13 protein-coding genes are annotated in these 14,663 nt (G+C 64.1%); 7 read left to right on the top strand and 6 right to left on the bottom strand.

Annotation, left to right across the window (positions count from 1 at the left end; genetic code table 11):
- Nucleotides 1-168: 168 nt before the first annotated feature.
- Entirely contained in the window at nt 169-345 is a 177-nt protein-coding gene (locus tag H289_RS32720) for a hypothetical protein (RefSeq protein ID WP_020098953.1), read from the bottom strand.
- Between the two features lie 494 nt (nt 346-839).
- Between H289_RS32720 and H289_RS32165 the strand changes: the two genes are divergently transcribed.
- Complete coding sequence (locus tag H289_RS32165) at nt 840-3,212, top strand: nSTAND3 domain-containing NTPase (RefSeq protein WP_155943981.1); 2,373 nt, start codon at nt 840-842, stop codon at nt 3,210-3,212.
- A 482-nt stretch (nt 3,213-3,694) separates the two neighbouring features.
- Here H289_RS32165 and H289_RS0101325 read toward each other — a convergent pair whose 3' ends face one another.
- A complete protein-coding gene (locus H289_RS0101325; RefSeq protein ID WP_029104659.1) occupies nt 3,695-5,533 on the bottom strand; it encodes an SLC13 family permease in 1,839 nt (612 codons plus the stop codon).
- 209 nt (nt 5,534-5,742) lie between these two features.
- On the opposite strand from H289_RS0101325, the gene H289_RS0101320 reads away from it, so the two are divergent.
- The gene (locus tag H289_RS0101320) at nt 5,743-6,795 is read left to right on the top strand and encodes a class I SAM-dependent methyltransferase (protein ID WP_020098950.1); all 1,053 of its coding nucleotides are present in this window, start codon (nt 5,743-5,745) and stop codon (nt 6,793-6,795) included.
- A gap of 6 nt (nt 6,796-6,801) precedes the next feature.
- Here the strand turns inward: H289_RS0101320 and H289_RS29425 are convergent, their stop codons facing one another.
- The 3 genes from H289_RS29425 to H289_RS0101305 form a co-directional block, all read right to left on the bottom strand.
- Entirely contained in the window at nt 6,802-7,338 is a 537-nt protein-coding gene (locus tag H289_RS29425) for a CHAP domain-containing protein (RefSeq protein WP_020098949.1), read from the bottom strand.
- Between the two features lie 147 nt (nt 7,339-7,485).
- Nucleotides 7,486-8,076 carry a GNAT family N-acetyltransferase gene (locus tag H289_RS0101310; protein ID WP_029104658.1) on the bottom strand — a complete coding sequence of 197 codons (591 nt, stop codon included), beginning with the start codon at nt 8,074-8,076 and terminating at the stop codon, nt 7,486-7,488.
- Complete coding sequence (locus H289_RS0101305) at nt 8,073-8,483, bottom strand: hypothetical protein (RefSeq protein ID WP_020098947.1); 411 nt, start codon at nt 8,481-8,483, stop codon at nt 8,073-8,075. Before H289_RS0101305 ends, H289_RS0101310 begins: the two co-directional genes overlap by 4 nt.
- Nucleotides 8,484-8,545: 62 nt before the next feature.
- Here H289_RS0101305 and H289_RS0101300 point away from each other — a divergent pair, with 62 nt between their 5' ends.
- Both H289_RS0101300 and H289_RS0101295 read left to right on the top strand, forming a co-directional pair.
- The gene (locus H289_RS0101300) at nt 8,546-8,986 is read left to right on the top strand and encodes a cupin domain-containing protein (protein ID WP_020098946.1); all 441 of its coding nucleotides are present in this window, start codon (nt 8,546-8,548) and stop codon (nt 8,984-8,986) included.
- A gap of 5 nt (nt 8,987-8,991) precedes the next feature.
- Nucleotides 8,992-10,671, top strand: a complete 1,680-nt coding sequence (locus tag H289_RS0101295; protein WP_020098945.1) for an NAD-binding protein — start codon at nt 8,992-8,994, stop codon at nt 10,669-10,671.
- 8 nt (nt 10,672-10,679) lie between these two features.
- On the opposite strand, the gene H289_RS0101290 is transcribed toward H289_RS0101295, so the two are convergent.
- Nucleotides 10,680-10,940 (bottom strand): Rv2628 protein family, encoded by a 261-nt coding sequence (locus tag H289_RS0101290; protein ID WP_020098944.1) that lies wholly within the window; start codon nt 10,938-10,940, stop codon nt 10,680-10,682.
- Between the two features lie 108 nt (nt 10,941-11,048).
- Between H289_RS0101290 and H289_RS0101285 the strand changes: the two genes are divergently transcribed.
- The 3 genes from H289_RS0101285 to H289_RS0101275 are packed head-to-tail and all read left to right on the top strand — an operon-like array spanning nt 11,049 to nt 14,631.
- On the top strand, nt 11,049-12,248 hold the full coding sequence (locus H289_RS0101285; RefSeq protein ID WP_020098943.1) for an acetyl-CoA acetyltransferase: 1,200 nt from the start codon (nt 11,049-11,051) through the stop codon (nt 12,246-12,248).
- Nucleotides 12,245-13,741: a carotenoid oxygenase family protein gene (locus H289_RS0101280; protein WP_020098942.1), complete on the top strand. Its 1,497-nt coding sequence runs from the start codon at nt 12,245-12,247 to the stop codon at nt 13,739-13,741. Before H289_RS0101285 ends, H289_RS0101280 begins: the two co-directional genes overlap by 4 nt.
- The gene (locus tag H289_RS0101275; RefSeq protein WP_020098941.1) at nt 13,741-14,631 is read left to right on the top strand and encodes a winged helix-turn-helix transcriptional regulator; all 891 of its coding nucleotides are present in this window, start codon (nt 13,741-13,743) and stop codon (nt 14,629-14,631) included. The genes H289_RS0101280 and H289_RS0101275 overlap by 1 nt, the downstream gene beginning before the upstream one ends.
- The last annotated feature ends 32 nt before the right edge of the window (nt 14,632-14,663 follow it).

Below are 14,663 nucleotides of genomic sequence, written 5' to 3'. Positions count from 1 at the left end.
TGGCGCAGCGTCATATCCCCGCCAGGTGGTGACGTACGTTGCATCGCCACCTGGTGAAGCTACTGGCGGGTCCGATCGATGGCGGCGGACCAAAGTCGGTCCAATCTGCAGCTGATCAAGCGATACCCACAAGCGCGCTGCGCGGTATTTCTTCCCCGTCAAATCGGATCATTCGGGGGTCGAAGGTTCATAGGGCCCGTGCGGGGTGGTTGCCACCGCGTTGGCCAGTACAGCCGAAAAGCGTTGCAGCAGCCGGAGAATCATTTCGGCGTGCGTGATGCGGAGCACGTGCGCGTCCCGGCGGAGCACCATGAAGGTGGACTCATCGCGATCACTAGCGTTCATTTCGCGACCCTGCCCGCGTGTGGCCGGAATCGAGACCGCCCACGGCTTTCTGTTCAAGGTCTAAGCCGCTTTACATGACGCGCCCGCTGAGAGTCCGTAAGGAGGTCACGCTTAGACCCATGCCGCAGCTCGCCATCGCGACCGCTATAGGGGCCTCCGTCGAGACAACTCAGATCCTTACTGCCCGGACCATCCAAACGTCGTGGCGGAGATAGTCGTCGACCTGCGCGCAATTCAGCCATTCGTGTTCGGAATCCATAGGCGCCACTGCGTCATATCGACACCGTCCGCCGGGCTGTCGGCCTATTGCACACGACGAGTCGCCACGTCCCCCGAGTCCATCGCGCCTGATCACGATCATCTCGATCGCCGCCTGCGGCGCTCTTCGACCCGTAGCACTCGGCAGCCACAGCATTGACTTGCTGATATACCTTGACAGCAAGGAAAGCAATTGTCACGCAGTGGGGACAGCAGAGGCCAGCAAAGGGGCTGCGATGAGTACTTACGATTTCCATACGTTGTCCCCAATGGACTTCGAGATACTTGTTCGAGACCTACTCAAAGCGCGACTGGGCATTCAACTACAGGCATTTGCGCACGGCCCCGACGGCGGTATTGACCTCAAATCGTCAGACAATGACAAAAAAACAATCGTGCAATGCAAACATTACCGCGGGTCGTCTTTTAGCGCTCTCAAAAGTGCGGCCGTGAATGAAAAAGCAAAAATGAATCAAGAAAATCCTGATGAATACTACTTTGTAACGTCACAAACATTAAGCCTAACCCAGCAGGAAACGCTAGTCGACATCCTGTCGCCACACCTTACCGATACGCGAAATATTTACAGCCAATTAGATTTGAACGAATTGCTCGCAGATTATCCACATGTCGAAGCCAATCACTTTAAACTGTGGATGGCATCCACTGCAGTCATCCGAGAAATCGTCAACAGAGGTATTTGGAATCGAAGCAAGGCTCTGCTCGAAGAGATTCAAGATCGAGTTCGCCTGTACGTCAGTACATCCAGCTATCAACGAGCTATAGAAATGCTCATGGACAAACAGGTCTGTGTCGTTAGCGGCGCTCCAGGCGTTGGGAAAACCATGCTGGCAGACATGCTTGCGCTTGCACAGTGGCAAGACGGCTGGAGGATCGTCGAGCTAGAGTCCAGCGCCATTGATAGAGCTTGGGATGTTCTAGACAACTTTGAAGATGAAAAGCTATTTTTCTACTTTGACGATGTTTTCGGTCAAACCGACGTTCAAGAGCGACTTGGTAGGGATAACGGAAGAACCGTTGCACGCCTCATCGACGCGATCAGCCGAAGGCCCGGAAAGCAGCTCGTGATTACCACACGTACACACGTGCTCCAGGAGGCCGAACTTCGTGACGAAGCAGTATCACACGCTCAACTCCACGCACGTGAATGCATCGTCGAAGTAGATGAATACACTAGAGAAATACGTGCACGAATTCTTTACAACCATCTATATTTCAGCTGCTTATCGCGTGAAACAATTCGAGAGTTTGTAGCACGACGGTTCTATACTTCGATCATCGACCATCAAAATTTCACACCTCGACTGATCGATCTCACGATTAAACACTCCAACCACGGTGGCACAGCGGAGGAACTACATAAAAGGATGATGCATGCTCTTGATCATCCAATGGAATTGTGGGGACCCAGCTTCACCGAGGCGTTGAGTGAGACAGCTCGAACACTGCTAATGCACCTTGTAACTTTTCCCGCTGGGGGCGCTGCCACGAGTACCGTGCGAGCGAGCGTTGCAAGTTCTTCCACTCCCCTAGAGCTTGAGCGAGCACTCAAACAACTCGATGGCAGCTGGATTAGGATAGCTGGACGCGGCAATCGCAATGAGACCTATACTTCGTTCGCCAACCCCAGCTGTCGCGATTTCGTGCTCTCATTCATAAATTCTCATGCCGACTATGTAATGTTGCTCGCTCGGGCCGTCCTAAGACCAGATCAGCTCGCTCAGCTTCTGCGATACGCGCAGTCCATTGACCGGGACAAATCTCCGAAATATCCGCATCTCGAATCAAAATTGCGAGAAAACGCAGCTCAGGTAGCCCACGCGATCTCTGATACTTGGGAGAGAAATCTTGGTATACAAGGAACCGCGCCGCCTGATGCGCCGTCGATACTTGAGTCCTTATTGGGGTCGAGCACCCATCTCGAACTGAATATAGGCGACTGGGTTCTAGACCAAATTCTTTCACTCTCGACCTATTCGACCTACCATTCTCTCGACGGATATAACTGCGAGGAATTGACGCAGGCCATTCGCGAGTCGGGCCGCGTACCCACAACTGATGCCGAGCTCGAAAGTTGCAAGATTCTCTTTCTAATATGGTGCGATGTTGTTGGCTATCAGGACGAATGGCACGCCGTATTCGAATACCGAGCCTGGCTTGACGACGAGGTTGAGGTGAACTGGACAAGCGACGATGAATCCATCCTCGTCGATCGCTTTTCACAATGGTTGCAAACTGAGTTTGACAACGTGCTACCGAATGCAGAGACAGAATCCGATGCCGATGCGTATGTGCGCGAGATACGTGACGTCGCCGCCCAGTACTTTGACTTGGCGTCCTTTTCGTCGCAATTTCAAAGTATTGAGCACGATATCTACGAACACTTCAATAGATCATTCGAACCAGATCTGGACTATCATCGAGAGATGTACGCCGCCCACACGGTATCTAATTCTCAGCAAGTCATTGAGTTGGACCTGACCGATGAGGCCTACGAAGCTGAGGAGGCCCCTGAGCCCGTCGAACCGCAACAAAGGCTGGCGCACACGGAAAGCAACATCGACGCGATGTTCGACCACCTACGGTAGGCCTATCTCGCTATCGCGGGCGATCGTTGACGCGAGCTACATCCTCGAAATAACTAGCCATGATCTCCGGCGTGCTCTCGGCATGGACGATGTTTCGACCATCCAGGCGTCACCGAAGCTGGTTCACCAGCCAGCGGCTCCGCCCGATGCACGCACATGATCGGCCCATCGGTCCAGGCACGTTCGAGACTCACTCGAGGTAGCCGGTGCCGTTACGCCGCCCGTCGAACCGCTTCTAATTCTCAACTTCGATATGCCGCATCCATTTCTACAACGTATTGGCCGCAGTTCGATGCCGCGACTCAGCAGGTGAGTCGATGGGCACATTGTCGTCTCCCACAGATGCGTCCATGTCCAGTCCGGGCCCATTTCACCGCTTCACTTCCTCCGCAACATCCCCACCGACATTTCGTCCAGCGTGTGGCTTTACGCGAATCGTGTCGGCGTGTCGCCTCGTCAGCCCCCACGCTCGACGTAGGACGCTAGCCCGGCAGGTAGATCAGCCGCGCCATCGCCACCGTGATCACCATCGTCAGCGCCAGCAGCGGCACGCCGACTTTCGCGTAGTCCGAGAACCGGTAGCCGCCGGGCTCCATCACCAGCATGTTGGTCGGTGACGACACCGGCGTCACGAACGCGGCGGAGCAGGCAATCGCGACCGTCATCGCGAATCCCTGCGGCGAGACGTGCAATGCCTGCGCCGCTTCGATGGCCACGGGCGCGATGAGCACGGCGGTCGCGGAGTTCGAGATGAACAGCGCGACCACCGCCGTCACCAGGAACACCACCGCGAGCATGCCGGTCGGACCGAGGTCGCCCAGCGTGTCGACCAGGTGCCCGGCGATCAGCGTCGTCGTGCCGGTCTTGGCCAGCGCCGTGGCCAACGGCAACATCCCGGCGATCAGGACCAGCGTGCTCCAGCTGATCAACCGGTAGATGCTGTCGACGCGGACACAGCCCGCCCCGACCATGGCCAGCGCCCCGAGCAGCGCCGCGTCGGCACTCGGCAGCCAGCCGAGCGCCATGCACGTGACCATCGCGATGAGGATGACCACGGCGACGCGCGCCCGGCCCGGCGCCACCAACCGCTGCTGATACTCGGCGGGCAGGTTCAACAGGATGAAATTGCGACGGGTGTCGCTGAGCCGCTCGATGTCATCCCAGTTGCCGCCCACCAACATCGCGTCACCGAAGTCGAGGGTGCGGCTCGACAGGTCCTCGGTGAAGTTCTGCCCGCGGTGCCGGACGGCCAGGACGGTCACGTTGTGGGCGGCGGCCAGATCGAGGTCGCCGAGCGTCATGCCAATCGACTTCGACTCGGGCGCGAGCATCACCTCGGCCACCCCGACGTTCTGCAGCACTTCGCGGCGCTCGTCTTCGGCGCGCGGACCCGTCACCTGACAGCGCAGGTCGGCCGCCACCGCAGCGGTCTGCTGTTCATCGACCAGCGTGAAGACCAGATCGCCGGCCTCGAACACGGTTTCCGGCCGCGCCGACAGGTACTGAGCCGGGCCGTGGGAGTGCTTCTCGAAACCGAGAAGATCGAGGCCGTAGCGGTCGCGCAGCGGTTGGCGTTGCGCCGCAACCGATTGCCCGACCAGTGGCGAATCCGCGGATACGTGCAGCAGGTGCCAGCGGGGCCGCAGCCCGTACGACGCGATGACGTCGAAGGTGGAGGGTTCCTGCGCATCGGCCGCACCGGTCCGGTTGCGGCTCAAGAGGTTACGCCCGATCACGAGCATGAACACGACGCTCACCGCGAGCGTGACGACACCGAACGGGGTGAAGCCGAAGAAGCCGAGCGTCGGCGTGATGCCGCGCTGACCGAGGATGCCCTCGATGATGATGTTCGGCGACGACGCGATCGACGTCATCATGCCGCTGATCATGACGGCCACACACAGCGGCATCAGCATGCGTTTGCGGTTCAAACCTGTTGCGGCCGTGACGGTGAGCACCACGGGGATGAGCATCGAGACGATCGCCGACGAATTCATGACCGACCCGATACCGGCCGAAAGGACCATGATCAGCGCGACGAGCCGAGCCTCGCTGCGGCCACCGACCTTGACGACGAACTCACCGAGCCGCTGCGTGATCCCGGTGTTGACCAGGCCCGCGCTGACGATGAATATGCCGGCCAACAGAATCACCACCGGCGAGCCGAAGCCGGCCAGCGCCTCGGCCGGGGTCAGCACTCCGGTGCTCATCAACGCGACGACGACGAGCACCCCGACGATGTCGGCGCGCGGACGCCCCCACACGAACAGACCGATGGCACCGGCCAGGATGCCGACGACGATCCACATCTGGTGAGTCACTGGCGAACCTGGACGCCGGCCGATACGAACACCCTTGATCAATAACATTCGGCGCCGCGGATCGGTCGGAGATGCCCCGAATCCGAATCGCACGTCGCCCGCGCACCAATTGCCGCAGCACGCGTTCAACCGTCGAAAAACTACGCATTGTTCAGGAATTTCCGCAGTCGTACAGTCAATCTGGCAACCACATTTCTGGAGGTCCAGACATGACTGTGGATGAAGACAAGCTCAACGAATTTCTCGGCATGGCGATCGGCGACATGGGAGCCGCGATCAGTGCCGGCCTGGTCCTGATCGGGGACCGCCTCGGGCTCTACAAGGCCCTGGCAGCCGGGCCGCTCACGGCCACGCAGCTGGCCGAGAAGACCGGCACGGTGGAGCGCTACGTCCGCGAGTGGCTCGCCAACCAGGCCGCCGGCGGCTATGTCCAATTCGATGCGGACAGCGCCACCTGGTCGATGACCCCGGAACAAGCCGCCTGCCTCGCCGACCCGAACGGACCGGTCGACATCCCGGGCGCCTACAACATCGTCGAAGCGGTGTTCCACGTCCTCGACCGCACGACCGAGAACTTCAGAACCGGCGGCGGCCTCGAATGGGGTGAGCACCATCCGTGCCTGTTCACCGGCACCGAGCGGTTCTTCCGCGCCGGCTACAACGCCGAACTCGTCGGCTCCTGGCTCCCGGCGCTCGACGGCGCAATCGAACGCCTCGAGTCCGGAGCCAAGGTGGCCGACGTCGGCTGCGGCCACGGCGTCAGCACCATCCTGATGGCGCAGACCTACCCGAACTCGACCTTCATCGGCTACGACTACCACCCCGAATCGATACACGTCGCCGCCGAACACGCCGAGGAAGCCGGAGTGCCGAACGCGCGCTTCGAAGTCGCCGACGCAACGAGCTACGCGGACAACAGTTTTGACCTGATCGCGTTCTTCGACTGCCTGCACGACATGGGCGATCCGGTCGGCGCCATGCGGCACACCCGGGCCGCGCTCAACGACGACGGCATCGCGATGATCGTCGAGCCGTTCGCCGGGGATCAGGTGCAGGACAACATGAATCCGATCGGCCGCATGATGTACGGCGCCTCATCGCAGATCTGCGTGCCGGTGTCACTCGCCCGCAACGGACCGGCGCTCGGCGCGCAGGCCGGCGAGGCCAGGCTGCGCGACGTCGTCGTCGACAAGAGCGGCTTCACGCGATTCCGGCGCGCCACCGAGACGCCGTTCAACCTCGTCTTCGAAGCGCGGCCGTAGCGGCGCTCAGGGAATGAGGATGTAGCTCATCCCCGGGATGTGCTGGGTGTCGCGCGTCCACCAGGCGAACGGCCCGCCGTGGGACTCGTTGTTCATCTCGGTGATGTTGATCCAGCGGCCGGACACCGAGTTCACCCACGCCACGTGGCCGTACTGGCTCACTCCGGGCAGTTCGGCCGGGTATACCGCGATGGACCGGGCCTGCGGCTCATCCACGACCGTCCAGCCACGGGAGCGCGCGGAGTCGGCCCAGAGCCGGGCGTTGCCGTGAATGTCCGGGTAATAGCCCACATTCTCGAAGGCCTTCTGCAGTGCACCCCAGGTGCACTGACCCGGCCAGCCGGAGTTGGAGGCCTGGATCGCACCCATGGTCCGGGCGGGGCCGGCGTACTGCTGGCCGGCAGGCTGACCGGTCTGCTGACCGTAGGACATGGGGTCGACATACGACGCCGAATCGGCGTTGCTCGGGGGCGCAGCCGCGACCCCCGCGCCGGCGATCAACGCGGCCGCGAGCATGACACCCGCATACGACTTGAAGCTCATTGCGTACATCCGTCCCCCCGATCAAGCGAACGAACCGATGCTTGGATCAAATCACAATTCGGTCACGATTAGACACGAATTCAAAAACATAGCTTGGCAAACTGTCAAGTTTTGCTCAAGAGATGCTGATCACGGGGTCGGGGGAAGTTACCGGTTCAGGCGGAATTGCAGGTTGTTGCGCACTGCGGGCCATTCGACATCGAGGATCGAATACACCACGGTGTCACGGCGGGAGCCGTCACTGAGCAACTGGTGCGAGCGCAACACCCCGTCGAGCTTGGCTCCGAGCCGCTCAATCGCCGCGCGACTCGCCGAGTTGAAGAAGTGAGTTCGCAGCTCCACTGCTATACAGTCGAGCGCTTCAAAAGCGTGCCAGAGCAGCAGGAGCTTGGCTTCGGTGTTCACCCCGGTCCGCCGAACAGACTCGACATACCAGGTGGCGCCGATCTCCAGGCGCCGGTTCGGACCGTCCACATTGAGGTAGCTGGACGACCCGATGAGCCGGCCGTCGAGCGCGCGCACAACGAACGTCAGCCCGGTATCCGGGCGCTGCACCGCCAGCCGGGCCCGCACCCACTCCCCTGCCGTCGCCGGCGAGGGCGCGGAGGTGAACCACAACCGGCCCGGGTCCCCATCGGCGGCCACCTCGGCGATCTCGGGGATGTGATCGGTCGTGAGCGGTTCCAGCGTCACCCACCGCTGCCCCGTCAGCACGACGGGTTCGACGAAACCCATCACGACCGCCAGGCGACGACGGAAGCCAACACCGACAGCACGATCGCCAGCACGGCGGACGCCAGACCGACGTACAGCCCGTACGACGCGACCACCGGGCTGTGCACGTACAGCACGTGATACCAGACCCCCAGCGCCGTCAGTCCGGCCGAAAGCACCAGGGCCACAACGGAAGCAGCGCGCGAGGACAGGTGACGCGCCGCCATCGTGGCCGCCACGAGCAGGCATGAGGACAGCAGCACCATCAGCTGCCCGACACCGAAACCCGGTGGCGGAACAGTGATGTGCCCGACCTTGCCGCCGATGGCGTTCGCATGCCCCGCCGGGCTCTGCAGCCACGGCAACCAGGCACTGACCAACAGCACCAACGCGCACAGCGCGACGATCCAGGCGGGCCGCAACCGTTCCATGACATGAGCGTATCGACCATCCGGCAGGCCGACACAGCTGATCAGCCGTAGCCTCAAGTGCCATGACCGATCTGCCCGATTGGGCGCGGCAGCTCGACCTGTCGCCGCATCCGGAAGGTGGCTGGTACCGCGAGACCTGGCGCAGCGACCTGACCGTCCCCCAATCCGCGCTGCCCGCGCAGTATTCCGGCCCGCGCAGCGCCGGGACCGCGATCCTGTTCCTGCTGATGCCCGGGCAGCAGTCCGCCTGGCACACCGTGCACAGCGCCGAACTGTGGCTGTTCCACCGCGGCAGCCCGCTGCTGCTGGAGGTCGGGCCGGAGCAGGCGACCGCGGAGACCGTGCTGCTGGGGGCGGACGTCGCGGCGGGCGAACGGCCGCAGGCGCTGGTTCCGCCGGGGCACTGGCAGCGGGCCCGTCCCCGTGACGATGAACCCACCCTGGTGAGCTGTGTCGTGGTGCCCGGCTTCAACTTCGCAGACTTCGCGCTGGTTGGTCAGTAGGGCACATGCAAGGGCACGTCATTGTCTGCGGCACCGACGCGCTGGCCAACCGGATCACCGAGGGGTTGCAGACGGCGGGCGCCACCGTCGTGACGATCCACGAACCCGCCGGCCTCAAGGCGGCCATCGTCACCAGCGCCGCCGCGATCGTCTGCGCCGGTGACGACGATGCCGTCAACCTCGAAATAGCGCTGCTGGCAAGGGAACTCAACCCCACCGTCCGGGTGGTGACGCGGCTGGCCAACAGCGTGCTGCGCGCCGCGGTGGCGCAGGACAACGGTCCGGGCGCGGTGCTCGACGTCGCCGACCTGGCCGCACCGTCGGTCGTGGAGGCCTGCCTGGCCCGCACCACCCACACCATCTCGGTGGCCGGCGTCGACTACGTCATCTCCGGCACCGACGCCCCGCGCGACGCCACGCTGCGGGAGATGTTCGGCGACCTGGCGCCCGTCGCCGTCGTCCGCGGTGAGAACTCGGACTCACCCGGCGAGGTGACACCCTGTCCCGGTAGGGATTTCGAGGTGCGCGCCGGCGACTGGACCGCCATGATCGGCACCGCCGACGAACTCGCCGACGCCGGCATCACCGTGCCGCGCCCGTTGAGCAACCGAACCCACCGCCCATGGCCGCGGCGCGGGATCGACACGCTGCGCGTCATGCGCGACGACATCAACCCCATCTTCTGGTGGGCCCTCGGCACGTCCATGTCGCTGCTGCTCGGGTCGACGGTGCTGCTGCGCTTCGCGTATCACAACCCGGCCGGCATGAGCTGGATCGATGCGCTGTACTTCTCCACCGAGACCATCGCGACGGTCGGCTACGGCGACTTCAGCTTCATGCATCAACCAACCTGGTTGCGGCTGTGGGGCATCGGGCTCATGTTCGCCGGCGTCACCACCACCGCGATCCTGGTCGCGTTCGTCGCCGACGCGCTGCTGTCCCGTCGGCTCGGCAACTCGTCCGGGCGCCGGCGGGTGCAGCATCTGCGCAACCACATCGTCGTGGTGGGCCTCGGCTCGTTCGGTATCCGGGTGGTCAGCGACCTGGCTGCGGCCGGCTACGACGTCGCCGTCATCGAACGTGACGAGTCCAACCGGTTCCTGGCGCAGGCCGCCCAACTGGACGTCCCGGTGATCTTCGGCGACGCCACCCTGCGGCAGACGCTGGAGCTGGCCCGGCTGGACCGGGCGCGCGCCGTCGCGGTGCTGACGCAGGACGACATGGTCAACATCGAGACCGGCATCGTGCTGCGCGAGATGCTCAGTCCCCGGGTGCTGCCGGAGATCGACCGGCCCGACGTCCCGCTGGTGTTGCGCATCTACGACCGCACCCTCGGGGCGGCGGTCGCGGGGCGCTTCGGGTTCGCGCACGTCCGGTCGACGGTCGAGCTGGCGGCCCCGTGGTTCGTCGGCGCGGCGATGGGACTACAGGTGCTGGGCACCTTCTCGGTGGGCCAGCAGTCGTTCACGGTAGGCGGCGTCCACGTCGATGCGGGTAGCGCGCTCGACGGCATGCGGATGGGCGAAGTGCCGACGCAGATCCGGGTCATCGCCATCGCACGGGCGGGCACCACGCTGCAGCGACCGCGGCGCGACGCCCAGCTGTGCGCCGGCGACACCGCGTACCTGGTCGGCCCGTACCGCGAGTTGATCGAGACGCTGCTCACCGGCCAGCGGACGCCGTAGCGCCACCGTCAGGCCGCGATCATCAGGTCGATGGACAGCTGGTCGCAGATGGTGTGGGTGGTGGGCCAGTCACCGCGCTGCGTCGCGCGGGCGAGTTCGTCGGTCAACGGGCTCTGCACATCCAGTTCGGCGAGCCAGCCCGCCACCGTCGCCGCGACACGGTCCGCGGTGACGCCGACAGCGTGGCGATCGTGGAGCTGGTCGACGATCTCGTAGGTCGGCCCATCGGTGATAGTCGCGGCGTGCTGGTGCCGCCAGTGAATGTTCATGTAGGTAGGAGCACCCGGCGGGCCGGATCGGGACAGTTTTTCCGAACTTTTTCGGCCCGTTTCGCCCGAGGGTTCAGTCACTCTCTTAGTTGTAGTAACGTGCCCGGAATGGACGTCTGGATCCTGGGCGGCTACCAGAGTGATTTCGCCCGTAACCTGCACCGAGAAGGTGTGGACTTCGCCGGCCTGACCGCGGAGGTGGTCCGCGAAACCTTGACCGTTGCCGAGGTGCGGGCCGCGGATATCGGGGTCATCCACGTCGCGAACGCCTTCGGCGAGATGTTCACCGCACAAGGTCACCTCGGCGCGATGCCCGCGACCATCGACGAGGAGTTCTGGGAGACCCCGGCCACCCGGCACGAGGCCGCGTGCGCATCGGGCGGCGTGGCGACCCTCGCCGCCATGGCCGATCTGCGCTCCGGCACCTATGACAGCGCGCTCGTTCTCGGCGTCGAACTGGAGAAGACGGTGCCCGGGGATACCGCCGCACAGCATCTCGGCGCCGCGGCATGGGCCGGCCACGAGGGCAGGGACGCACAATTCATGTGGCCGTACATGTTCAGCCTCGTCGCCGACGAATACGACCGCCGTTACGGCCTCGACGACCGCCATCTCGACGCCATCTCCGCCCTGAACTACGCCAACGCCAAGCGCAACCCGAACGCCCAGACACGGTCCTGGTCCGTCGATCCGGCGTCCAATCCGCCTGTCGAAGGCCGCATCCGGCGGCTGGACTGCAGCCAGATGACCGACGGCGGCGCCGCCGTCGTCCTCGTGAACGACAACTTCCGGCGCAATCACCCCACGGTCCGGCCCATCGCCCGCATCGCCGGCTGGGGCCACCGCACCGTCGGACTGGGGTTGCGGCAGAAGCTCACCCGCGCCGCCGCCGACCCGTACGTCCTGCCGCACGTGCGCCGCGCCGTCCTCGATGCCTTCGAGCGGGCACGGGTCGGCCTCGACCACCTCGATGGCGTCGAGGTGCACGACTGCTTCACGCCCAGCGAGTATCTGGCGATCGACCACCTGGGCCTGACGGGCCCGGGCGAATCGTGGAAAGCCATCGAGAACGGCGAAATCGAGATCGGTGGTCGGCTGCCGGTCAATCCCAGCGGAGGCCTGATCGGCGGCGGACATCCGGTCGGCGCCTCCGGGGTCCGGATGCTGCTCGACGCCGCCAAACAGGTCAGCGGCACTGCGGGCGACTATCAGGTCGAGGGTGCGAAGACGTTCGGCACCTTGAACTTCGGCGGCAGTACCGCCACCACCGTCAGCTTTGTCATCGGGTCGGCCCGGGAGGCTTCATGAACACCGACGTCGTCGCCAAGTACCTGTCCACCCTGCCGGAAGACGACGACCACCCGTACCGCACCGGAGCCTGGCGCCCGCAGACAACGGAGTGGGACGCCGACGATCTGGAGGCCGTTGCCGGCGAGATTCCCGCCGACCTGGACGGCGTATACCTGCGCAACACCGAGAACCCGTTGCATCCGGCGTTCAAGTTCTACCATCCGTTCGACGGCGACGGGATGCTGCACATCGTGGGCTTCCGGGATGGAAAAGCCTTCTACCGCAACAGATTCGTCCGCACCGATGGGCTGCTCGCCGAGATCGAGGCAGGTGGTCCGTTGTGGCCGGGCATCGCCGAGCCGGTCGAGTTGGCCCAGCGGGACCACGGTTGGGGCGCCCGCACCTTCATGAAGGATGCCTCGAGCACCGACGTGACGGTGCATCGCGGCACGGCCCTCACCAGTTTCTATCAGTGTGGCGACCTGTATCGCATCGACCCGTACACCGGCGACAACCTCGGCAAGGAGGACTGGCGCGGCAGCTTCCCCACCGGCCTCGGGGTATCCGCGCACCCGAAGTCCGACGACCGTACCGGCGAACTGCTCTTCTTCAACTACGGCAAGCAGACGCCGTACCTGCACTACGGAGTTGTCGACGCCACCAACACGCTGGTGCACTACGTCGACGTCGAACTGCCCGGACCGCGACTGCCGCACGACATGGCGTTCACCGATAACTTCGTGATCCTCAACGACTTTCCGTTGTTCTGGGATGCCGAACTGCTCAAACAGAACGCGCACATCCCACGGCTGCACCGCGATGTCCCGTCGCGGTTCGCGGTCCTGCCCCGGCGCGGCACACCCGACGAGGTGCGGTGGTTCGAGGCGGAGAGCACCTATGTCCTGCACTTCACCAATGCCTACGAGGACGGTGACGAAATCGTGCTCGACGGGTTCTTCCAGGGCGAGCCCGCCCCGAGCGCGGGCAGCGACAACGGCATGGATCGCAAGTGGCAGCACATCTTTCGCGGCCTGTCGCTCGACGGGATGCAGACCCGGCTGCATCGCTGGCGGTTCAACCTCACCACCGGACAGACTCGCGAAGAGCAATTGTCCGACAGCATCACCGAATTCGGCATGATCAACGCCGCCAACGCCGGCCGCGACTACCGCTACGTCTACGCCGCGACGGGAAAACCCGGCTGGTTCCTGTTCGACGGTCTGGTCCGGCACGATCTGCACACGGGATCCGAACAGCGGTTCGCGTTCGAAGACGGGGTGTTCGGCAGCGAGACGGCCATGGCACCGCGTGTCGGCAGTACCGGCGAGGACGACGGCTACCTGGTCACCATCACCACCGACATGAACGCCGACGAGTCCTATTGCCTGGTGTTCGACGCCGCGCGGGTCGCCGACGGCCCGGTGTGCAAACTCCAACTGCCCGAAAGGGTATCGAGCGGCACGCATTCGACCTGGGCCGCCGGCTCGGAGCTGCGGCGCTGGCGCGACTGATGGCGCCCGGCCCGGATGTCAACGCCGTCGGCCGGATGCTCGGCCTGCTCGGCGACGAGTGGACCCTGCTGATCGCACAGCAGGCCGCGCTGGGCGCCACCCGGTACGCCGAGTTCGCTGCGCGCCTGCCGATCTCCCATGCGGTGCTCAGCCGGCGGCTCGCCATGATGACCGACGCCCGGCTGCTGAACCGTGTTGAATACCAGTCGAATCCGCCCCGACACGAGTACCGGCTCACGGGACGCGGCCGGTCGCTGTGGCCGGTGCTGGTATCGATCTGGGCGTGGGAAAGCCGGTGGGTGCCCGAACACAGCCTGCCCGCCATGCGGCACACCCTCTGCGGGCACACCTTCTCCCCCGCACTGACCTGCCGTGCCTGCGGCAGCCTCGCCGACGAGAAGAGCCTTGTCGCGCAATGGGGTCCGAGCGGATCGTGGCCCCGCTCCATGCCGGTGTCCGCGACCCGGCGGCGCTCCCACGGCGACCGCGGCGGCCAGGCCGAGCTGTTCCCGCAGACCATGAGCATCCTCGGCAATCGGTGGTCGTTCGCGATCATGGTGGCCGCGTTCGTGGGAACTACCCGATTCACCGATTTCGCCGATCAACTCGGCGCCCCACCGGGATCACTGACCGACCGGCTGCAGATCCTGGTGGCCAACGACGTGCTGGCGGTCAACGACGGGCGATACCGCCTCACCGAGAAGGGCCGTGCGGTGCTGCCCATCATCGTCACCGCTCTCGACTGGGCGCAGCGCTGGTTCGCCACGCCCGAGGGCCCGGCAGTGCTCGTCACCCACTGGCGGTGCGCCAACGAATTCCACGCCGAGCTGGCCTGCGACCACTGCCAGGAGTCGCTGAGCGGGTCCGAGATCGAGCAGCGACCGACGTGAAGTAGATGGCGAGCATCCTCGCCATCTACTTC

Source organism: Mycobacterium sp. 360MFTsu5.1 (genome assembly GCF_000383495.1).
Lineage (GTDB): Bacteria > Actinomycetota > Actinomycetes > Mycobacteriales > Mycobacteriaceae > Mycobacterium > Mycobacterium mucogenicum_B.
The sequence above is the reverse complement of the archived record's forward strand: the minus strand, read 5'-3'. Positions and strand labels throughout refer to the sequence as shown.